This is a genomic window from Photorhabdus akhurstii, from assembly GCF_018448925.1.
Taxonomy (GTDB): domain Bacteria; phylum Pseudomonadota; class Gammaproteobacteria; order Enterobacterales; family Enterobacteriaceae; genus Photorhabdus; species Photorhabdus akhurstii.
On the sequence record NZ_RCWE01000022.1, the window covers coordinates 53,094 to 76,201 of the forward strand.

A 23,108-nucleotide genomic window follows, 5' to 3' on the forward strand; every position below is an offset into this window, starting at 1 on the left:
TTTGCGTGTCTTAACAATAGCGAGGAAATGTGATCTGGTATTACTGGTTTGTGAGTTTTAAAAAAATATACCCGTCATCTTTCAAGTTGCCTCTTTGTTGGCTGCACTCACTCACCCCGGTCACATAGTTATCTATGCTCCCGGGGATTCGCTCCCTTGCCGTCGCGATCCATCTTGAAATCCATAGGGTATATATCATTGTTCAAATAATAATGGCTTTGTTTTTAGCATTATATGTTGTGTTTTGTGTTTTTTTTATTCATTTTTGAATTTAAATTCTGTGTTTTTTTGTTTGCTAAAAGTGATGTTGATGTTACTATTTTTTTAATTGATATTTACATGAATTTATTTTTGTAAAAGTTAATTATTAAAGAAGCTGTGTAAAAGTATCTCACTATTTGGAGGGGTTATTTATAGAGTAAAAAATTATTAATCTAAAGCGTGAATGGGATTTTGTCTTTATGCTGTTATAAAGAGTTCTTAATTCTTGCAGTACAAGATAATATGCAAAGTAACTTGTTGTTTTTACATGCAAGGTGTTAATTTTATTCATTAAATAAGTGATTGTGTGCATTTAATGTGAATTTAACTGGCACGTGACTTTTATTTTATACGGAATTTATTTTGGGATAATGTTTATTATATCGATTGGTTAATGGCCTATGAGCAACAAAACTTCATCTTTATTATTTATCGTTTTAATGGCTTTTCTTTCTATGGGGGGACTGGTTTCATCAGATATATTCCTACCCGCTTTGAGTAAAATGGGAAACTATTATCACGTTAGCGAATCTAGTATACAAAGTGCAATAGCTATATTTCTATTTGGTATAGCCTTTTCTCAACTTATTTATGGACCATTAAGTGATTGTTTCGGAAGAAAAAGGGTTCTTATTTCTGGGATGATCATATGGCTGATTTCAACAATCGGTATTTTTTACAGTACGCATATTAGTGAGTTACTATTATTGCGTTTATTCCAGGGAATAGGCGCTTGTGCGGGTATTACATTAAGTCGTGCCATTATTAGTGATTTGATGGGGAAAGAAGAGGCAGCCAATTTGTATCTGATTATTTTCCCTTTTGTGGGAATGTCACCCGCTGTCGCACCCATGATCGGCGGTATGTTAAGTGAGTATTATGGTTGGAAAGCCTGTTTTTTATTTCTTACTTTATTTATAACAGCCACGCTTATGTTGTGCTTGCTAGTTCTGAAAGAATCACTACCAATAGAAAAACGTCAAAATTTGAGTGTTAAAAATGTATTGGTCAGTACTTACCAAGTGATAATAAATAAAGAGTTTCTTTACTATGCAGCAATACCTTGTTTCGCTTATACGGCATATTTTTCTTATTTGATTGAATCTCCATTTATTCTTACCGCTATGGGATTACCAGAAAAATATGTTGGCTACACTTATATAATGCTCTCTTTGAGTTATGTGTTGGGAAATCTTACTGCTAAAAAATTAAGTCGCCGGCAGGGCGTGAGAAAGACGATTTCTCATGGCTATTTTATCTTTGCTGTTGGAGGTATTGCTTTCACGATACAAATGTTTTTTAGTTCCTACCCATTGATAACTTCTGTGCTAACAATATCAGTATTGACTTTCGGTAATGGTTTTTTGCTGCCACTAGGTACTGCGTCAGCAATTGCCGCTCATTCTCAAGCGGCAGGGACAGCTTCCGGCGTAATGGGAACCTTGCAATTAGGTAGTGCAGGACTGGCATCATTGCTTATTGGTTATATATCTCACCATGAACCTATTAAGGTGGCATCTATCATCACAGTTGTTTCCTTGGTCGGTAGTATTATTTATATAACTGGTAATAGAGGTGATAAAGAAATAAGTGGAAAACAAGTAATAGAAACTAAATAAAATAGGAATGAAAAATGGTTAATAATATAGATGTCACATTACGTGATGGTGGATACCTTAATAATTTTAATTTTACAACAGAATACGCTATAAAACATGTTGAAGCGTTGACTAAAAGTGGCGTGGAATGGTTTGAAATCGGTTATCGCAATGGTTCTTTCAAACCTATCTCTAATATTGGCCTAACAGGTATGTCTCCGGATAGTTATATCCGAGATATTCATCAATCGGTACCTGAGGCAAAATTGGTAGTCATTGCCCATCCGCATAATATTAATGCTGATGATATCTATGCGATGAAGACGAATGGTGTTAGCTTGCTTAGGTTATGTATTAAGGCCGATAACCCGCAACCATGCTTAGAGTTGTGCGAGATTGCTCGAGCGACTGGAATGGCTGTGGGTATTAATTTTACACGAGCGAGTCAGCTCTCTATCAGTAAAATTATTGAGATTGCCAAACAGTGTGAACAAGCTGGTGCTGATATTATTTACCTGGCGGATTCAAATGGTAGTTTGTTCCCTGAACAGGTAGCGCAGATGTTTTATAAGTTAAAGTCTGCCACGCAAGTGCAATTGGGATTCCATCCTCATGATAATCTGGGTCTTGCCACAGCGAACAGTATTGAAGCTATGAGAGCTGGAGTTAATTTTATTGATAGTTCTCTATCAGGGATGGGAAAAGGTGCCGGAAATCTCAATTTGGAAAGCTGGCTATCATTTCTCAATCTGAGCCAAAATAGTAAACAATATGACCTTGAACGAGTATTTAATCAACTTAATGAACTGCAATCCCATCGTTTTTTTGCCGCCTCTAGGCGCGATATTATCGATATAATGATGGGTATGTACAACTTGAGTGTGGAGAATAAAACAGCTCTTGAAGAAGGGTTACGAAATGGTATTAATTATGCGTTTCAGGTTGTTAAATCTTTGCGAGGAGCAACGGCATGACACGGCATAATAACCGTGCCGGATGTTTCAGCCTTGAAGCGGTAATTCTCGCACCTGTGATGCCGCTTTGGGATCATGGCGATTTTTGCACTCCATTACGTATATTATTACAGAAAATGGGATATCAGGTGTCGATTATTGATACATTATCTTTAATTAATTCATCTGATCCCGACTGCGCTATTAATATTATTGAATCTGAACTCAATCAACGTTTTTCCCAGCCTTATTTGCTTATAGGTTTTGCGATGTCAGGTACTCTGGTGCAATTGCTTGCGTCTCGCCTGAAAAACCTCACGGGCGTAATCTCAGTGAGTGGTCCTGGATATGCTGATTTGTTACTGACCAATAGGCTGGAACAATTGATAGCATTACTAAATAGAAATCAGCTAGATGAAGCGATTTCTGTGTTACATGACTTTGTTATTCCTGAAGGTGGGACTCCATCTCCTAAAATGCCTGCGATACTTGATCATTTAAGAAATACTGCTCGGGAACGCATGATGGTGGGATTTTCACTGTTGCTACAACTGGATGCCAGAACAATATTGTGTAATTACAAAGGAAAATTTCTGAGTATAGTTGGAGGACGTTCGCAATTAGCCACAGAATATAATCAGGTGGTCAATACTCATCCTATGCACTGTTTGGTTGTCGTGGATGGAGCAGGAATGCGGCCTTGGGAAGATAAGCCGTCATTTATTAACAATGTAATTAACGATTGGCTCAAAACCTTATGAATAAAAAAATTCTTATTTTACCTGGGGATGGTATTGGTCAGGAAGTATGCGATGCTGCTCTTCCCGTTTTTCAGGCCCTGAATCTTCCTGTGACATTGGAAATTGGGGATATTGGTTGGACTTGTTGGGAAAGAGATGGTGATCCAGTACCTGCCAGTACTTGGGAAAAGATAGCTTCAGTAGATGCGGTGTTACTCGGCGCTATTACTAGTAAAGGTAAAGAAGAAGCACAACAAGCGTTGCCGCCGCATCTGCGTGTGAAAACGAGAAATTATGTGTCACCAGTTATCCAATTACGCCAGCGTTTGGGATTATATGCAAATATCCGGCCAGTACGTTATGTAGAAGGGGACCGTAAACCATTTCGCTGTTGTGTTATTAGGGAAAACACCGAGGGACTATATGCAGGGTTCGATTTTAAAGGCATTCCCTCTACTGCAACGACTTGGTTACAGCACCCAAATATAGATAAATATGGTCCTGAAGAAGCTGCATGGACAGTTCGTCTACAAACCCGTTTTGGTTTAGAACGTTTGTTTATCACTGCATTTGAGTATGCAAAGGAAAATAACTACTCCCGTGTAACCTTTGCGGATAAACCAAATGTAATGCGGGAAAGTGGGCACTTTGCAAAAGGTATTTTCGATACCGTTGCGGCACATTACCCTGAAATAAAAGCGGATATCCACAATATAGATGCAGTAGCTTTATGGATGGTAAAAAAACCGCATGAATTTGGCGTCATTGTCTCTGAGAATATGTTTGGTGATATTTTGTCTGATTTGGCAGCGGGCGTAATGGGAGGGCTTGGTTTAGCGCCTAGCGCTAATATTGGTAGTGATATTGCCTACTTTGAACCTGTACACGGTAGTGCGCCTGATATGGCTGGTAAAAATAAAGCCAATCCGGCAGCGATGTTTTACACAATAGCATTACTACTGGAATATCTTGGCTTTGCTGATGCAGCACAGCAAATTAACGGTGCAGTAGATAATGTGATACGTGAAGGACAAACTGTTACTTATGATCTGGGTGGTAGCGCAACAACTCAACAAATGGCACAGGCTATTATTAGTACTCTAAGTAAAAAATACACTGGCTATTCTGCATCGATTATTACAGTTGGTGGTGAACTCCTGAGTGGTAAATATCCTAATACTAATCTTCAGGATATTAGTGAATATCTCACGGAGCAGGGATATAAAGTAAAGCAACATCAGGTTTGTGCTGATGATATTAACCAGATTGCTACCGCAGTGGTTCGCAGGTTAGGGCAAGATACTCTTATTGTTGTGTGTGGCGGTCTTGGCCCGACACCGGATGATAAAACCCGTGAGGCGATAGCAAAAGCGGTAGGAAGCCCTCTGGAAATACGTGATAACGTCTGGGTGGAAATAGAGCAACAATTGGAAAAACTGGGAGTATATTGTGATCCTTCAAATCGATTCCAAGCCATGTTTCCGTCAGAAGCAAAGGTTATTTCGAATGTTACAGGTACAGCGCCTGGTTTCAGTCTTAATGTTGATGGTAGCAAAATAGTTGTGTTGCCAGGGCCTCCGTCCCAAATGCGATTAATGTTGTCGGAGGAACATTCTATCCCCCCAGTAGCTGGCATGAGAGAGCTAAACTACCATTGGACACTAATCGGCGTTAGTGAAAGTAAAGTCGGTACGATGGTGAACGCATTCTTTGATGGTGTTGAGTGTGATATTCACTATCTGTGGAAAGCGCCTTATATAGTAGTAGAAGTTACTACTCCTGCTGATGCTCCTCTTTCCGTACAGCAATTAGCTAACTTTGGCGCCATGTTTGAAAATGAATTGGTTAGTGATTGCCAGATGACTGCCATGGAAAAACTCAGTGAACGATACCGTATTAACTGGTTCACAGATGATGATGAATTAAATACATATCTACACACAACATATGCAGTAAATAGTCCTTTAAAATCTCTTTCGGTGAATATTACTGCGTTTCCTTCTATAAATTCATTTTTGTCTGGTGAAGAAATGCTTGGGCAGATGACCCTGACAACCATAGATGATGAAGGACAACAATATTCGGTGGATTTTCCATGTAATAAATTGCTACTGCAACAATCTATACCAGAATATGCCGCTTGGAGTGTCCTGTGCGCACGTGAATCGAAAGAGGAAATGTAATGCAAACCACACAAATTGATCAAATCAAAAAGCGTTTAATGGAGCTTGACAGTGCTGCTATATCGGATGCAATGGATAGTCTGCATATTCCTGCTGGACTAGCTGGAATTGTGCCACGTAGTAATGTCGGGATTAAAATGGCCGGACCCGCTTATACTGTGCGCTATGAGCCTATCATTCCAGAACAGGGCAAGTTTCTTAATGCTGGAAACTACATTGATGAAGTACCTGCTGGATACGTAATAGTGGTTGATAATCAGGGGCGTACGGATTGTACCAGTTGGGGTAATATCTTAACGTTTAAAGCTGTACAAAAAGGAATCGCAGGTTCGGTAATTTATGGGTCAGCCAGAGACTTGTCTGAGGTTCGCAGATTGGAATATCCCTTATTTACGGCGGGGGTTTATATGGTATCCGGAAAGAATCGCGCCAAGGTTGCTGCAACACAATGTACTCTGGATATTGGCGGTGTCGCGATATCTCCAGGAGATTGGATTTTTGCTGATGATAATGGTGCGCTAGCCATCCCGCAGCAGCATTTGCTCACCGTTATTGAGCGTGCGGAAAACGTTGACAAAACTGAACAAGCCATTATTGAGGCTATAACTAACGGAGAAGATCTGGTTAACGCTCGCGAAAAACTGGGGTATGCCGTACCTTGGAAAGCTGCGCAATGAGTCGAATGTTTATAGAATACTGGGAGAGAAAACTTCGTTTTCTGGATGTACATTATCATGCTCGCCCCGATAGTTACATTCGGCGGTACAATGTACTTGAAGCCGGAAGGGAATACGCCCGATATGGTGGTGGGGTTGTACTTAAAAACCATCTGGGGAGTGTTACTGCTTTGTCGTCTCTGGCTCAGGAAGCAGGACTTCCGGTCTTTGGTTCGGTAGTATTGAATGCAACCTCAGGGGGGCTGGCAATTAACTCTGTTATCCAGTCACTGAGTCAGTACCAGTTCTGTAAAGCTCCGCGGCTGCTGGTTCATCTGCCGACTATTGTCCCTACAGGCCATAAAAGTGTAATGAAACGTGCTTGGGCAAATGGTTTTGCGCAAACTTTGGCTCAGCAACCTTTGTCTGTTGTCGATAGCAATGGGCGGTTGCATAACGAGATCCATGAGTTAATTAGTTTTGCGCAGCAGCATAATGTTGTGCTGTCATCAGGCCATGCTTCACGTTATGAGGTTATGCAACTTATTGATGCGATTACCGCTGCGGGTGGTTGTAAGTTCATGCTGAACCAACCTGCCAGTCCTATGACAGGATTGAACGCGAAAGATCTTAAGGCGTTGGGTGAACATGATTGGCTTTATGTGGAGCAAACGGCATTAACTGTTTATCTTGGTTATCAAACAACTGAAGATTTTTTTGAAGTGTTATCGGAGGTGAATAATGTTGTCTATAGCTCTGATCTTGGACAGCCAGTTCAGCCAGATGTTAAGCAATGGCTGAGCGATAGTGGACGCTGGTTTAAAGCCGCTGGCCTTGGTAAAGAACACATTCGGGATATCTGTTTACTGAACCCACTGCGGATGTTGGCTCCGGATTAGATATTAGATTCATCGACTGAAAAGACAATAATGATCCGTTGTTGGTTGAATATGAAAAGTTGCAACAAGGTATCTGAAGCTAGCTGAAATTATTTGACTACAACACCACTAGAACATGATCATGCTCGTGCTTTCAAAAATGATATAGCAATATACAAATCATTTGTGAAGTTGACGAGCAATGGTCTTTATTTTGTTACAAAGAAAAATAAATGCAGGCTCTGTGTGAGAACCCTCTAGTGCAAGTTAGGGAGTGATAGCATAGTAGATGCTTTATTTAAACTCTTTGCTCTAAGTTATGAGGATGAACTGGTGAAAGCACCTGACCGGAATTTGCAAATGGTGCTTGGATTATTGGCGGGCCGTAATATGACTACCACGATGGAATATATTGATATCAATCAGACGATATTGATGGCCCTTGTTGTTGCCTGAATTTGCCTTTTCTACAAAAGTTCTTTAGTTGCAGATAGGGGATTTTTTAAGTTTATGCAAATAGTGCCCATAATGGTTTTTTTGATAAATAAAGAGATAGATTGTTGAAATACAGATACCTAATCGATTAATAGTAAAACATTATATTAATTTGGATTGCTTGATAGTTGCAGTGGAAATTTTTAAATATCGCTCTTTAACGTAAAAATTAGATACAAAAACCCACTAATAAATAACCTTCCTAAAATTCGTCATTATTTATTCAACGTCTTATAAAAAACATAACAATATGATTCAAAAATATATTCACATGAAAATAATCCTATTAATAAATAATTAAAATTATCAATAATTGATATTTATATCTATCCTAAGGTTACTATAATCAAAAGTTATTATTAATATGGTTTGTAATATAGCCAAAAAATAAAGGGGATAATTATGACCATAACTACAGAGAGGATAAATGTTGACTATCCAGTATTCACGAACCTAAGGAACTATGACCTGCGGCTATCACCCAAATGAGGGGGCATAAAATGACATTTGCCTTTGACCCGATCATATAAAAACAGACAGAGGATCACTGCAATGGCTTCTATATCCAAAGATTTTACGAACCTGCTCAATACCTTGATCGATGGACAGATTGGGGCGGCGAGTCGTCAAACCGAATGGTTCAACATGAGTCCTGATGAGCGTACTGACTACATCAAACAGGTAGACGAGCGGTTACAGGAAATGCAGCAGAGCACTCTGAGTGTGCTGGCTGCTCAGCATTTTCAGATGCAGGACAACCCCGTTTCTGTCGGCGATCAGTTGCAGACGTTACAAAAAAGACGGCAGCAGATGACTGATGTGCCTGGCACGCCGGCGATCAACGCCTACAAGCAGCAACTGGACCGCGACATCCTGTTATACCGCCGCCAGCAGACGGCCATGACGCACTTTGATAGCACTTGGCGTAAGGTCTTGGTCATGCTCGGTCCCGACGACTCCAAGCCCCTGAATGCGACGACATTGAGAGAAAACGCGGTGGACAAGCAGGCTAAGCTGGATACCGAAATCAAGCGTCTGGAACAACAACTGACCATACAAGTGGCTGATTCCACGTTCAGCCAAAAATATGTGACGCTGTTTTCTGAGCTACAAGCCTACAAGGATGTCAATGCCCGCTACAACGCTTTGCTCAAGGCATCTGCTACGGAAGAGGCCGCCGCTCTCGGTGCGCTGACCAAGGTGCCTCAGGCCTCCGATGATCTGCCGGTAAATATTTCATTGCTGATGATGGAGGAGCGTCCTGGTTACATCCGCATGAATGTCGCGCTAGTTAATGCCAGCACCGATGGCCGCTTCAAAGACTTCTTCCTGGAGAACGGCAGGCTGGTCGTGCTGACGGATGGGGTACTCAACTTTTCCTTCGGTACCGCCGCCCGTTCACTGGCCTGGCAACAACAATACCGACTCAAGAGTGAGCCGCCATCTTTTCGCTCGCCGACTTATACGCCAATTCGCTCGGTGCTGGTCAAAACCGAATTCGTCGAGAAGTACTTCGCCAACTACCTGGTTTCAGAAAGCACCTTGCGCGGAGGTTTCAAGGCTCAGTTGCTGGGTAACGGTCGCAAGATGCTACTGACTAGCGTTGACCGCAAGGTGCCGAATCAGATCGGGATTCAGGTGTCCGGCCAGGCTCCGAATACTACCATCACCCGTGAAGTGCCATTGGCAAGCGCTTTGAGTGACCTGATCAACCAGAATGCTGATATCGCTAGCTTTCGGACTATCGGCTTGGAGGGGTTTCGCCAGAGTAGTTACCATCCGGACCGTGACGGGCTTTTCGTCAATATCCATGAGCTGGAACGGTCGGTAGGTTTTGCCGGTCGTCAGTACTTGCTGGAAATGCCTCAGGACAACGACTACCTGTCCGCGACGCCTTTTGGGGTGATGAGCGTTGATGGCGACAAGGTTAGTAGTAGTCACTTGAGCAAGGCACAGACTGACACACTGTATCAATACAACGCCGCATTTTTCGAGAAGTTGGAACAACTGCGTAGCGGCGGTATGAAGGCCAGTCGCTTGTTTGAAGGCAGCATCGAGCGTACAGCGTTCGTGCAACAACTAGTGCGTTTGCTTGAACGTAACCACATCACCCCCGCAGGGGTGTTGGCGCCGGAGTACCCCCGTGACAACATGCGCGATATCAAAGGTAATAACTTGAATAAGGTGCTGTGGGAACAGGCGTTCGCCGCTTCGGTTTGGCGAAGCAGAGATAATGACCCGTTGTTGTTCAGGCTGGCGACGAGACTGGTGAAAAACCCGGCTGTGGTCAAGGTTCTGCAAAATGGCTATGTGCAAAGTGACATCGCTCAGGCCAGGGAGTTGCTGGCACCGCTGTACGAACAATGGCGTACTCGGGCCGTCGAAGCGGAAACCCAGCGGGTCGCCAGTGCCAACGCGGCACAGCATCCAAGCAATCCGAAAGTCCATGTTTTCGATCAGGCAGAGGTTGAGCGCTCGCTGGATGACAAATTGCTCATCCTGTTGTTGACTGGTCCCCAGAGCCTTGAAGGTACCGATGTGCAACTGCGTCCGATGGTTGAGGCGGCGCTGTTGAGTAATGAGGGCAGGAGCTTGCGCAAACAGATCTTGTTCCATGCCTTGCGCCCGGTAGCCGATAGCTTTTCCAAGGCCGCGGCCCCAGTGAATCCTCACGCTGAGCTGGGTGTCGGCAAGATCATGATCAATAACCGGCTGAATCAACCCGACCCGTATCTGATTCTCAATACCAGCTCTGAGGAGCAGGCATATCGTGATGGTTCGTACCTGATCAAGGACGATAAATACCGCAGCTATAACCAGTTCCGTCCGGACTTCAAGAATGACGCTACCCGCTATATGAATGACCTGGACACCCCGTTCGTGGGGGGGATTTCCGGGACTACCCAGACCGTCAGTAATGTCTTGACGGAATTGTTCGGTGGCGCGTTGAGCGTCAAGCAGTACTGGCAATTCCAGATGGCCAATGCGGCCTTCATGATACGTAATGGCTATCACTCGTTCTTCGAAACTTTCTACGTCGCTGCGCGTTATGAACCGGAGGGCGCGGATAGTATCGGCAAGGAGATGTTGCAGATGTTTGACAAGTACCGCGTTGAAGGCAGCAAGAAGGCATTACAGGGTAAGCTGTATGACGGAGTGATGGCGCGAGTCTTGCCGATCATCAATCAGGGCTTGTCGGCGGCTGACGAGTTCCATCCACCGCGTTTTACCCGCATTGGTCCAAGACCGGCGCTGTTGGGGCAGGCGGTGAAGGATCTCGAACTCAAGGCCGGGTTGACGTCTGTAGGTGATGGGTTTGAGCCCCGCCAAGGCAGCGCCGACATTCATCAGTTTGTCACTGATCCTGTATTATTCGCCAAAACACACACTGTCAGTGCTGAAGCGCTGGTCAGATCGGGGCGCCTCCCGGCAGAGGGGAGCGCTCAGTTGGTGAAGGTCGGATCAGGCTTGTATGAGCTTGAGTACACTGAGCAAAGCGCCAATGATATATCCTCAAGCAGCATACCGGCGTATTTCCTCGGCTACAACGGCCCGAACCAAGCCAATGCGGTACCCGCCTATGTGGACATTCCCAAACGTACAATCGCGGGGAACTTTCTGTTTACTGGGACGCTATCGGGCGGCTCGCTGGTGGTGACTAGCCTTGATGCTAATACCTTCCGGGTCTACCACGATGGTCGAGTCAATAGTTCGTTGCTGTACGACAACGTGGTCATGGCAGTGGATTATAAGGATTATCAGATAGCTGGTACCGCGGAGGGCCTCGCTGCGGCGTACATGCAGTACGTTAATCACGAATGGCAGTTAGTGCTCCAGCGTCAGGAATATCAGCGAGATGGTCAGATGCTCCGGCTGAGGCTGCGTGACGACGAGGAGCCGCTCTCGATCCAGGTGGCGGACAGTCAAGTGGTTGAACGAAATCAGGCTCAATTCGTCGCCTACCGCGAGCAGATTCATCAACAATTGAAGAAGGTAGCCACCCAGTTCGAGGTATCAATCTCAGGGGTCTCCGATGGTGTATACACAGAGGGTGAGTTTTCTCCTGATCATCCGGCGATTGCTGCGTGGGCCAAGCTGTGCGCCGAGGTTTATGACAGGATCAATGCTGATACCAAGCAGTTGGTGGATAAGCGAAACAAACTCTATGAGAACCGGCGCAATACCATTCGGCGCGACTTAATTAACCAACAGATAAAGCAGCTCAATATCACCCTAGAGTACTACAAGGCGCAATACGATACGGTCCTGCGTGAAGCGGGCTTCGTCGAACAAAGCTGGCTTTGGCAGCAGATCAAGGCCAAAAACGGCAGCGCTGCGGTGGTTCGGATTGACGATACAGCCATTCAGGGCGGGGGTAAGCAGCGCACCGATAGCGTGGGTGAACGTTACGCTATCTCTGAAGCCTATCAGCGCGGGGCGCGGGGAACTGGATTCAGCGATGGCTTGCGCAACTTTCGTGAGATCGAGATCCCCGGCGTGGATGACAAAATGTCGGCACTGGAGATGAAGCGCCTGTTTCTTGAAGGAAAACTCACCTCCGAGCAACAGGGCGCCTTGAGCGGCCGCATCACCGAAACCAGCCGGGCTGAGTACATCGATAAGGTATTGCGGCAGACTGCGGTATTCAGCGAGGATTTCCATGACGCCGGCAGTGTCTTTGACCGCTTGGTACCACAGGACTTTTATCTGTCGCTGGTCGGTGACCGATCTGGTGGCCGTTGTTATCCTTTGGTCAGGGCCATGACTGTGGCATTGGCTAGTGGCGGCGAGGCTGGCATCAACAGCCTTGTGCAAAAGTTGTTCTTCGCCTCCGCTGACCCTCAGGCGGGCAGTTCCACGCTCCTGAGAAACAGCCTGATCAAGTTGCACTCCAATGTCGAAGCTGTTCAGGCTTCCACGGAGCTAGGGCAGTTTGGATTGTCCGAAGTGGTATCGCGGCTGGCTGCAACGACCGGAACCTCGATGTTCGCGCTCAATACCCAGAATCACTCGATGATGGTTGGGAGCACTGTCACGACCGAAGGCCGTCGCTACTACTTTTATGACCCGAACGTCGGGATCTTTGCCTTCGACAACACCAAAAGTCTGTCCAGGGCTATGGAGCAACACTTAGTAGGGCGCAGACTCGCCGTGCACTATGGCTCGTTCGGCAGCAAGTCGGCACCGGCCTTCAACCTGATTGAGATCGATACCGGCAAAATGGCTGAGGTACCCGTGGGTAATGGTCTGAATGTGGCTGACCTGACCAGATTTGAGGAACTGTCCAGCGTCATCGGGCAACGGCGCCAGGTCGAGCAGGTGATGAGTGCACAAGAGCGGATCACGGAAGACTTGCAATTGAGCACCGCGCTGCAAGCCTTTGATGCCGAGCAATGGGGGGCACGGTTCGAAGCCGCCAGTACCCGGCTGGCGCAAGAGCACCAACTGGACAGCCGCTGGCTACCGATCATCGCCACGACCGAAGAGCAGGGCGAAGGCCGCTACCGGGTCCAGTTCATCAACCGTGACCAACCCGAGCAGACTCGCTGGCTGGACACTGATGATAGCACTTTTGTCGAATTCCGGCGCTTCGTCGATGAGCACATGAGCGTACTGAACGAGCACTTTACTCTGGAAAGTGGACGGATGCGGCCGCGCGGCGGGGTTGGCGAGGCCGCGCCGGTGGATGGGTTAAATGCCGGGTTTGCGGTACAGGCGTTGATCCAGTGGTTTTCTGACAAGAACCGTCATGATGCTGCAAACGGGATGGCTTCTCCTGATCTGGCTACCGCGCTCAAAGTCCACAGCTACCTTAACTTTGTCCAGATGGTTCATGGTGGCGTGCAGGACGTGATCAAAGTCACGGCACTAGTGCGTACGGCACTGCGCGGCGAAGTGGTGGCTGCCCAAACGTCGTTCAAGGAATTTGCCTTGAGTCTGGGTCACACCGTCAACGAAGGCGTTGGCGTGTTGTTTGGTGGAGCCATGATCGGTCTGGATGCTTATGAACTGGCCCATGCCGAGAATGATGTGCAGAAAGCGGTGTTCGGCACCCAGCTTGCGTTCGATTCGGCTAGCTTTGTCACCGGCGCAGCCGGCATAGGGGCCGGGTTGGTCGGTGCCTCGACTGCCGGGGCGGTCCTCGGTGGGGCCGGGGTGATCCTTGGCGGGCTAGCGGTGGGCTTTACGGCGCTGGCTCAAGCCTTTGGTGCGGTCGCTGAGGATGCCAAGGCGGTGGGCCGTTACTTTGATACGGTTGATAAGGCGTACAAAGGCAATGGCTATCGGTATGACAACGAGAAGCAAGTGCTGGTGCCCTTGGCCGGTGCGGTGATCAAGACTTTAGATCTGAGCAAGAACCAGATCGATTTCGACAGCCAGTACATCTACCGCACCCATTCCGGCTCTACTGGTTCAGGGAAAATCAATTACTTCTTCTGGGTCGGTGACTTTCCGCGAATGGTCCATGACCGTGGTCAGGCGATCGAAGTACGCAGCGGCATTGGTTATAAGGATGTTTCTCGGCCCCTTGAGCACGGCGACAGCAACGTTGTGATCTTGCCGGGCACACCTAAGTCCTACATTAGCTACGAATACATGCTGCTTCCCGGCGCCACCACTCGCCACGACGCTGGTTTTGACGTGATCCGCAGGCTTGAGGAAGACAAGCGGTTCGACTACGACTTCTACATCTTTCCGGGGGAGGAGACGATTCGCAGGATTCATCATGAGTACGTCGACACTCCGATCGAGGTAGTGCTCGATCAGCGCAACCGGCAACTCGTGGCGCCCGAATTGCCCAAGGAGTTGCACGGCTTTCTGTGTTATGAGATCAAGGGGGCGGGCGGCGAATACCTGATCGGCCTTAACGAAGGCGCTAAGGTTAATCTCACGAGCGATGTTGCCAGTACGTGGATCATCGACAGCAGCCAGCTCGCCAGCGACAGCATCAGCGTATCGAAGGACCAACTGTTGGTCGGCGAGAAGGGCAAGGAGGTTGTGGTAAAACTCTATCTGGCTCAGAACAGTCAGGTATTGGTAGTCAACGGCAAGGGGGAGGTGCGCAAAGTCGATTTCACTAGCCTGACCGCTCAGGTAATAAGTGAAGATGCGAGCAAGTGGCAGGTGCCAGGCCAGCAAATTGAGCAGCACCTGAGTGATTTGGCCAAGGCGCATCAGCTACACGGACAGTATGTGGTGGTGGAAAATTACAGACACCAAGGGCGAGATGTTGGCCGAGCGTTCTATGACGTGACCAAGGACCGCATGCTGTTCACTGACACCACCAATGAACAGGCCAAACGTGCCCAACTGGGGGCAGTGATGGGCGACTATGCTTATTTCTACGACGCCGACAACGCGGTGGCGTGGCGGGTAGACATCGCCACCGGACAGGTCGACGCACAGTTTGAGCCTTGGTTCAACCAGAATGCGGGCCATATCAGCCGGTTCTGGCAGGAGGGAGATGTGGTCTACTTGGCGCGCCGTTATCGGCTAAAGGAGAGGGAGGCTGAACTGGGCTATCGGATCATCGGTGACCGAATGGAGTTGGTTAGTGCGGTGGGCGATGATGCGCTGCTCCAGCTTTCGGCACGCATCGGTCGGCATGGTGATGAGCTTGAGGCCATACTCCAGGGCTACAGGAGCAATAGCACTCAGCGCGGGACCCTAATGTATACGTTGGGCGCACGGTTGATCCAGCCGACCAGTGCGGCGCTGGTTACAGTGTTCGGCGTGGATGCGGCTGGCGTGCCGCACCGCTATTGGATACGCACCAGCGATGGTACGCTAATCAAGCCGAATCTGGCGCCGCCAGCGGATCAGACCTTGCATTTCGAAGCACATGAACAAACCCGCAGTGCTTGGCAGATCCCGGCTGACTTGGTGTTAGCGGGGAGTATGCCGTTGCTCGGTGGCAAGGAAGTGTTTTTCTTCTACAGCAAGGAGCAAAAGACCCTGTTCCGTCAAGAAGGTCCAGGGCAAGAAGTACTCGACGCCAACCAGCCGAGCGCATTGCGGGTCACTACGCCAGCCTTGACCAACGTGATCAATTTGAACGGTCACTTGGTCGTGGTGACCGAAGACGGGCGTGTGGCCCGGCTTGATGCACTGGGGCAGCTTAGCTACGCAGCGGTCAACGAGCATTGGCTTAAGGGACGTATCCACTGGTGGCAGGACTTGACCAGTGTCACAGACGGCAGAGCTACCCTGGCGGTGTTTGGGGTCAAGGACACTGACGGCAAGAGCCTGCTGCCGGTGTGGTACCACAACGGTCAGGTAGTCGTCGCTTCGGCCGCTCTGCAAGACAAACATCCGCAGTTCTTGGGTTTTGAAGTGGACGGTTCCAGTGCGCGACTGTTCGAACCCGCCAGCGGCAAGTTGTATCGTCAGCCGGCTATGACTGCCGATGCGCTGGCTGCCGCGTTCGGTACCGACGAGGTGCTTGAAGCCTCGGCGCAACTTCCTGCGGCCAATGAGCTGGAGCCTGAACTTCACCTCAAGGCGGCGGAACAAGTCGATGCCGGGCTGCGCCTGACCACCGTTAAGGGTGAGATCCTGCTGCGAACTCATGACGGCAAATTGCAGTTGGTTGCTGTCGACAAAGATTGGCAACAGGACAACCTCGTCCGTCTGTCACAGGCACTTGCTGAGGTTGCCGGTCAGTGGCGAGTCAAAGGCGTGCTGACCTTGCAAGGTGATGATACACAAGGCTGGTTCGATGTCGGTAGTGGTCAGGTGTTCTCCATCGGTGGCATCCCTGCCACGGATAACCTGCGTTTTATCGGCATTGCTGTCGGGAAGAAGGGCGCGTACGTGTACAACCCAACGGACCAGATGCTGTACCAGGTCAAGGAGAGCGGTGCGCAGAAGCTGAATCATTACGCCGATGTCGAACGCATTGGTTCGTCGCTGTTGCTTCAAGATGGGGGCAAGGGTGATCTGAGCCCAATGCTGATCGCGGGTGTCGATAGCGTGGTGTTGCATGGTGGCGCCGGTAGCGATACCTACCGCCTCAGCCAGACGATGTGGTCGTATTACCGTACGGTCGTTATTGACAACGATGACCCGAACCAGGTTCTGGATCGTTTGATTATACTGGCGGTTGATGCGGAAAAAATCTTCGTTAGCCGTCACGAGGATGACTTGATGCTGACCGATTCGGTCAATGGCACGGTCTTGGTGATACGTAAGGTATTCGGTAGTCAGGCGGTGACGCACCGGCATCTGCAAATCGATCTGGAAGGTTCCTCGTCGGTGATCAGCGTGGATCACTTGGTCAAGGGTTTTACCAGGCTGGGAACAGCCAATATTGGCTTGTTCGAGCTGCCTTGGGCCATCTAGTAGTTGGTGAAAGTGGTGGATATTGTCGTCTCGGTCACGGACATGGAGGCTCTGGTCTGGCTAAGTTGAGTGGGGTGACGGCGTTCGCGAGAGCCTGCCGCAAAACTGTTAAGCCGACAGGCGGTACTTGGCTTCGCTATCTTGAGTTAACAGGAAAAACCACAGGAGGGGCATAAAGCCCTTCCTGTCTCTGGGTTCCGGTCGAATCATTTCTTCTGTAGAAGCAGGTCATTAAACACCTTGTCACAAGATAGGGAGTTTTTTTGAACTGATGTAATCTCTTATAACTAACTCATGATCATCGACTCTAAAGGTGTGACGGGTGTGATGACTAAGCTGGCGATATTGACCTCAATGGTCAGTGTTCTGGGGATAATCAAACCGATTTTGCCTAATGTTTGATGCGGTACGTCAGGCTTTGCCAATTGATGTAGGTGGTGATCCTAGTGGCGTTGTATATCCTGATACCGCTGATCCTGCTGTTTGCTGCCTAAGAATTTAAGACCATATTGACGCTGACTTTTGTCGTGTTTGCGTTGAATTTCGTGACATTATGGTGGGAAACAGCCCGCTGGCTTGGGGGCCTTGGTATGGGCCAGTGTTCGGATAGGTGATATTACGAGCATGATGGATCAGGGGGCATAGGCAAGGCAATCTGCAAGGGATGTTTGGGCAGGTGTTGATGCGGAAGATGTTATCGAAAGGAAAATAGCGGGACGCGTTTTTCGTCTAAAAGGATGGGATTTCTTCCCGTCAGAATACTCTGAAAAATACTTAGTAAATTGCTTAATTTATTATTTTTGTTAATTATATTTGTCATGGTTTTGTTTTTTCGACATGTAAAACTCAGATGAATATGCTTAATGCTACATATAATACGTTTCATTAATGTTAGTTTATTACCGTTTTGTTGCATGATTACAGTTGGTTAGTCTGAATGTTCGCCTTTTTGGTTAATTATCAGTCTCATGTCTTGAAAATAAAACACCTTCAACCATAATACTTCCCCTAATATTTCCCTTAAAACTATTAAATAATAATTAAGTATTGTACTGGTTCAACTATGGCAACGGTAACTCGCGGTAAAATATTCGTAGGGTTGGCCGGATGGGCTGTATTTGCTATTCAGCCTGTGCAGGCAGATGACCAACTCTTTATTCATCAGAAACAGCAACAACAAGCGTTAGAACAACGTCTAGAGGCAAAGGCACCGACTGTGCGGCTCAAGCGACCCGACGTGCTCCTGCCTGATTATCCTGATCGTGAGCATCCCTGCTTTACCATCAACGCTCTGCATTTGGAAGGGGATGCTGCCAGCCGTTTTCAATGGGCGCTGGAAGCAGCAAAAGACGCTAAAGGGCGCTGTCTAGGCAGGCAGGGGATTTTGCTGGCTATCAACAAGGTGCAGAACGCCATTCTGGCAAAAGGTTACGTCACCACCCGTGTGATGGTGCAGGAGTAGGATCTGACCCAGGGCGTACTGACGCTGACGCTCCAACCTGGCCGCATTGCTAACATCCACTTTGATGAGTCGACCTCCTGGCGTGGGCGGTTATGGAATGCCATGCCTGCCACATCCGGGGATATTCTCAACCTGCGTGATATTGAGCAGGCGCTGGAAAATTTCAAACGGGTGCCCAGTGCTGAGGCTGATATTAAAATTGTACCCAGTCAGCAGGAAGCTACCAGTGACCTGCTGGTTAGTTGGAAAGAAAGTCGGCTCCCGGTTCGCCTCAGTCTGAGTCTTGATGACAGTGGCGCCAAAAGCACAGGCCGCTATCTGGGATCAGTGACCCTGGCGATTGATGCGCCTTTTACCCAGAACGACCTGTTCTATGCCAACATCGGCAAGGATTTGTTTGAGCACGGCCCCTTTGGTAACCGTTCCCGTACCGTTAACTACTTCTTCCCGTTTGGCTACTGGTCTTTTTCCGCTAACTACAACGACTACACCTATCACCAGAATATCGCCGAGGTCAGCCAAGTGCTGACTTACCGCGGCAAGAGCGAGAATGCGCAATTTACCGTGTCTAGGCTGCTGTTTCGCAATCAGTCGCATAAAACTACCCTCAATATGCGCGTCTTTCGCCACCATTCTACGAATTCTGTAAATGGCATCGAGATGGAACAACAGCGCCGCCGTACTGCTGGCTGGGAACTCGGACTCAGCCATCGTAGCTACCTTGGCAATGTCACGCTAGACGCTAACACCAACTGGCGGCGGGGCACTGGAGCGTTTGGGGCCTTGCCGGCGCCTGAAGAAGCCTATCACGGGGGCAGTGCCCGTACTGGCATTGCCTTGGGCGATGTCAGTTTGAATATACCTTTCGCTTGGGGTAAGCAGCCTTGGCGTTATTACACCAGCGTACGCTGGCAGTGGAGCCGACATCCTCTGACGCCGCAGGACCGGATGTCTATTGCCGGGCGTTACACCGTGCGCGGGTTTGACGGCGAGCAGATGTTGTCCGGTGAAAAGGGATTGCTTTGGCGTAATGAGCTGGCCTGGAATGTGTTGTCGCGCGGCCATGAGTTTTACTGGGCGACAGACTATGGTCGTGTAGATGGACCGGGAACCCGTCATCTTGCCGGGCATCAGCTGGCGGGCGGCGCTTTGGGTGTACGTGGCACGTTGTGGGGGCGGTTCCATTACGACCTGTTTGCCGGGGTACCGCTCTACAAGCCAAAAGGTTTTCATACCCCGGGCGTGAGTAGTGGTTTCAGTGTCAACCTAGAAATCTGATGACGCCGGTCAACCTTGTCACAAGCACACGTTGCCTTTTATTTAACTCGGACATGATTTATGAACAAACAGTGTTATTGCCTTATTTACAGCCGCACGCACGGTGAATTGCGGGTGGTATCGGAACTGGCTCGCGGCTGCAATACTACGGCTGGGCAACGCTGCGGCGTATCGCGCCTGTGGGTGACGGTGCGTCGTGCGGTGTGGTTGCTAGGGATGGCACTGTTTACCGGGCAAGCGTCGGCTGGTGGCATCATGGCTGACGAACAGGCGGCGCACGCCCGGCGGCCGGAAGTCATAGTAACCCAAAACGGCCTGCCGCAGGTCAATATCAATGCACCTAACCGGGCAGGGATATCGCATAATCCCTACAAGCAATTTGATGTTGACCAGAGAGGCGCCATTCTCAACAACTCAGCGGTAATGACCTCCACCCAACTGGCAGGGATGATACAGGGCAACCCCCGGCTTGACCCGAACGCAGCGCCGGCCCAGATCATTATCAATGAGGTAAACAGTAGCAACCCCAGCCAGTTGCGGGGTTTTCTGGAGGTGGCCGGTGGCAGAGCGCAGGTGATTGTGGCCAACCCATCGGGAATTGTGTGCAACGGTTGTGGCACCATCAATGCCGGACGCATGACGCTGACCACCGGTAAGCCGCAATTGAACGCTGACGGCAGTCTGGAGGGGTATCAGGTAGAGCGTGGTTTGGTGCATATTGGGAGTGGAGGACTCAACGGTGATCCTCGCCATGACACCAAGTATGTCGATATTCTGGCACGTGCGGTGGCAGTGAATGCTGGCATTTGGGCCAAAGAGGAACTTTCAGTGGTGGCGGGCCGAAACCGTATTAGTGCGGATGGTAAGACGGTTATGCCGCTGGGCGCGGATGGCAAGGCTCCTGAGTTAGCGATAGACATGGGACAGATGGGCGGCATGTATAGCGGCCATATTCGCATGATAGGCACCGATGCGGGTGTAGGTGTGCGTAATCATGGGGGACACTTGCAGGCAGGCAAGACGTTGATCGTAAGCAGTGAGGGTCGGCTCAGTTGGCAGTCGGAGGCTGTGGAGGCCGTCACTCAAGCTAGTGGCGATGTCACCCTGACCGCCAGAGATGGTATTGAACATCACGGTAAACTACACAGTGGCGGGCAGCTTGTCGTACAAAGCCGCGAAGGCGACATTCGTCAGTCAGGTACTCTGGCGGCAGCTGGCGACATCCAGTTGGCATCTGACCGAGGCATTCAGAGCAGCGGGCATTTGCTGGCAGGCAGCGATGTAAACAGCACGTTGACGCGCAAGGCGGATTTGACACTGAGCAGCCAGGGCAATATCCAAGCTAGAGGCAGTTTGCTGAGTAAAAGCGATGTCAGCGTGACTGGTCACAGGGTTGATGTCAGCCAAAGCAATCTGGCGGCCAGCCGTGTCGTGATTACGGCACAAGCCGGCGGCGTTGCCTTGCAACAGGCAAAGGTCGACAGCCGACAACTCACGGTGAACACCTCGGGCAATATTGAGGCGCAGCAGGCGCAGGTACGTGCTGGCCGTTGGGCGGTTGACGCTGACAGCTTGTTCACTCAAGGGGCTGTCTGGTCCCAGGTTGATGCTGGGGAAAGTCGTTTTGCGCTGACCGGAGTGTTGGATAACACCGAAGGCAGCATTGAAACCCGGCAACTTAGCCTGAATGCCGCTACCCTGAACAATCGACAAGGACGTCTGGTGGCGCTTGACGGCACGGCGCAACACTGGCGGGTGAGCGGCCTGCTGGACAATCGCGACGGCGGGGTGGTGGGTAGCAACGGTAATTTGTTTCTTGAGACTGGACATTTGAATAACCAGCACGGTACGTTGCAGAGCCAGTCAGCACTGAGCATCACGGCGGCAGCGGATATCGATAACGGCAAGGGCAAAATGCTGGCCGGTCAACAGCTGATCTTGAACGCCGCCGGTAGCGTCGACAACCAGTCTGGGGATGTAAGCGGTGAATACCTGCATCTGACGGCACAAAGTCTAAATAATACGCAGGGCAAGGTAGTTAGTCAGGGACGTTTGCAGCTTGACACCCGTCAGGCAATCGATAATCAGCGTGGTACGTTGCAGAGTCAGTCGGCACTGAGCATCACGTCGGGGGCGGATATCAATAATGGTCAGGGCAAATTGCTGGCTGGTCAACAGTTGACCTTGAACGTCACCGGCAGCGTTGATAACCAGTCCGGAGAAATGAGAGGTGAAAACTTGCAGCTGACGGCACAGAACCTGAATAATACTCAGGGCAAGGTGATCAGTCAGGGGAGTTTGCAGCTTGCCGCCCATCAAAAGATTGACAATCAGCAAGGGTTGGTTGAGGCCGGTGATGTGCTGGATATCCGCACCGACGGCAGCTGGAATAACCGCCGCGGCATCGCACAAGGAAGCAAGCAGGTTGTAGTCTCCGTGCATGGTATCGACAACACCGACGGCAAACTGCAATCGGGTGGCGATCTGACGCTCGACAGTACGGGGGATGTCATTAATCAGGCAGGCACCTTGACGGCGCAGCAACACCTCAACTGGCAGGGCGGCACGGACAGCCTGTTGAACAATGACGGGGGCAAATTGTTCAGCCGCGGTGCGATGTTGCTGAAAGGCTGGCAGCTGACCAACCGCCAGAAGGGAGTTGTTCAGAGCCAGCAGAAACTGACGTTGAACACCACTGGCAGCATCGATAACCAGTCCGGAGAAATGAGCGGCGAAAACCTGAAGCTGACGGTACAGAGCCTGAATAATGCGCAGGGAAAGGTGATCAGTCAGGGGCGTTTGCAGCTTACCGCTCATCAGTCAATTGACAATCAGCAAGGGTTTGTCGAGGCCGGTAATGCGCTGGATATCCGCGCCGACGGCATCTGGGGCAACCGCGGCGGCATCGCGCAAGGGGGCAAGCAGGTTGTGGTCTCCGTGCATGGCATCGACAACACCGGCGGCAAACTACAATCGGGTGGCGACCTGACGCTCAGCAGTACGGAGAATGTCATTAATCAGGCAGGCATCCTGACAGCGCAGCAATACCTCAACTGGCAGGGCGGTACGGACAGCCTACTGAACAATGATGAGGGTAAATTGTTCAGTCGAGGTGCGATGTCGCTAAAAGGCGGGCAGCTGACCAACCGCCAGAAGGGGTTTATTCAGAGCCAGCAGAAACTGACGTTGAACGCCACCGGCAGCATCGATAACCAGTCAGGAGAAATGAGCGGTGAGAACTTGTATCTGACGGCACAGAGCC

10 protein-coding genes and 2 pseudogenes are annotated in these 23,108 nt (G+C 49.3%); 11 read left to right on the forward strand and 1 reads right to left on the reverse strand.

The features are described 5' to 3' along the window. The first annotated feature begins 662 nt into the window (after positions 1-662). The 9 genes from EAE93_RS18600 to EAE93_RS18635 all read left to right on the forward strand — a co-directional run bounded on the left by EAE93_RS18600 (position 663) and on the right by EAE93_RS18635 (position 17,282). Positions 663-1,880: a multidrug effflux MFS transporter gene (locus EAE93_RS18600; RefSeq protein WP_214040292.1), complete on the forward strand. Its 1,218-nt coding sequence runs from the start codon at positions 663-665 to the stop codon at positions 1,878-1,880. A 14-nt stretch (positions 1,881-1,894) separates the two neighbouring features. Next, positions 1,895-2,833, forward strand: a complete 939-nt coding sequence (locus EAE93_RS18605; RefSeq protein WP_105398052.1) for a beta/alpha barrel domain-containing protein — start codon at positions 1,895-1,897, stop codon at positions 2,831-2,833. Continuing rightward, positions 2,830-3,573, forward strand: a complete 744-nt coding sequence (locus EAE93_RS18610) for an alpha/beta hydrolase (protein WP_214040293.1) — start codon at positions 2,830-2,832, stop codon at positions 3,571-3,573. Before EAE93_RS18605 ends, EAE93_RS18610 begins: the two co-directional genes overlap by 4 nt. After that, positions 3,570-5,735, forward strand: coding sequence for an isocitrate/isopropylmalate dehydrogenase family protein (locus EAE93_RS18615; protein ID WP_214040294.1), 2,166 nt, complete (start codon positions 3,570-3,572; stop codon positions 5,733-5,735). Before EAE93_RS18610 ends, EAE93_RS18615 begins: the two co-directional genes overlap by 4 nt. Next, a complete protein-coding gene (locus tag EAE93_RS18620; RefSeq protein WP_105398055.1) occupies positions 5,735-6,412 on the forward strand; it encodes an RraA family protein in 678 nt (225 codons plus the stop codon). Before EAE93_RS18615 ends, EAE93_RS18620 begins: the two co-directional genes overlap by 1 nt. Then, positions 6,409-7,290 (forward strand): DUF6282 family protein, encoded by an 882-nt coding sequence (locus tag EAE93_RS18625; RefSeq protein ID WP_105398056.1) that lies wholly within the window; start codon positions 6,409-6,411, stop codon positions 7,288-7,290. Before EAE93_RS18620 ends, EAE93_RS18625 begins: the two co-directional genes overlap by 4 nt. A gap of 312 nt (positions 7,291-7,602) precedes the next feature. Further along, complete coding sequence (locus EAE93_RS25145) at positions 7,603-7,725, forward strand: hypothetical protein (protein ID WP_258165829.1); 123 nt, start codon at positions 7,603-7,605, stop codon at positions 7,723-7,725. A gap of 591 nt (positions 7,726-8,316) precedes the next feature. Next, positions 8,317-17,106 carry an insecticidal toxin MCF gene (gene mcf, locus EAE93_RS18630; protein ID WP_214040295.1) on the forward strand — a complete coding sequence of 2,930 codons (8,790 nt, stop codon included), beginning with the start codon at positions 8,317-8,319 and terminating at the stop codon, positions 17,104-17,106. Next, positions 17,094-17,282, forward strand: coding sequence for a hypothetical protein (locus EAE93_RS18635; RefSeq protein WP_152603528.1), 189 nt, complete (start codon positions 17,094-17,096; stop codon positions 17,280-17,282). Before mcf ends, EAE93_RS18635 begins: the two co-directional genes overlap by 13 nt. Before the next feature lie 111 nt (positions 17,283-17,393). Here EAE93_RS18635 and EAE93_RS25360 read toward each other — a convergent pair whose 3' ends face one another. Continuing rightward, the gene (locus EAE93_RS25360; protein WP_181150262.1) at positions 17,394-17,531 is read right to left on the reverse strand and encodes a hypothetical protein; all 138 of its coding nucleotides are present in this window, start codon (positions 17,529-17,531) and stop codon (positions 17,394-17,396) included. A 638-nt stretch (positions 17,532-18,169) separates the two neighbouring features. On the opposite strand from EAE93_RS25360, the pseudogene EAE93_RS18645 reads away from it, so the two are divergent. Both EAE93_RS18645 and EAE93_RS25650 read left to right on the forward strand, forming a co-directional pair. Beyond that, positions 18,170-19,846: pseudogene (locus EAE93_RS18645) on the forward strand (ShlB/FhaC/HecB family hemolysin secretion/activation protein). Between the two features lie 60 nt (positions 19,847-19,906). Then, positions 19,907-23,095: pseudogene (locus EAE93_RS25650) on the forward strand (two-partner secretion domain-containing protein); the annotation flags it as partial. Positions 23,096-23,108 lie beyond the last annotated feature (13 nt).

Excerpts from the sequence above, each read along its gene's own strand:
- EAE93_RS18620 (WP_105398055.1), top strand. The coding sequence starts at position 5,735 with ATGCAAACCACACAAATTGATCAAATCAAAAAGCGTTTAATGGAGCTT.
- EAE93_RS18625 (WP_105398056.1), top strand. The coding sequence starts at position 6,409 with ATGAGTCGAATGTTTATAGAATACTGGGAGAGAAAACTTCGTTTTCTG.
- EAE93_RS18610 (WP_214040293.1), top strand. The coding sequence starts at position 2,830 with ATGACACGGCATAATAACCGTGCCGGATGTTTCAGCCTTGAAGCGGTA.
- EAE93_RS18615 (WP_214040294.1), top strand. The coding sequence starts at position 3,570 with ATGAATAAAAAAATTCTTATTTTACCTGGGGATGGTATTGGTCAGGAA.
- mcf (WP_214040295.1), top strand. The coding sequence starts at position 8,317 with ATGGCTTCTATATCCAAAGATTTTACGAACCTGCTCAATACCTTGATC.
- EAE93_RS18605 (WP_105398052.1), top strand. The coding sequence starts at position 1,895 with ATGGTTAATAATATAGATGTCACATTACGTGATGGTGGATACCTTAAT.
- EAE93_RS18600 (WP_214040292.1), top strand. The coding sequence starts at position 663 with ATGAGCAACAAAACTTCATCTTTATTATTTATCGTTTTAATGGCTTTT.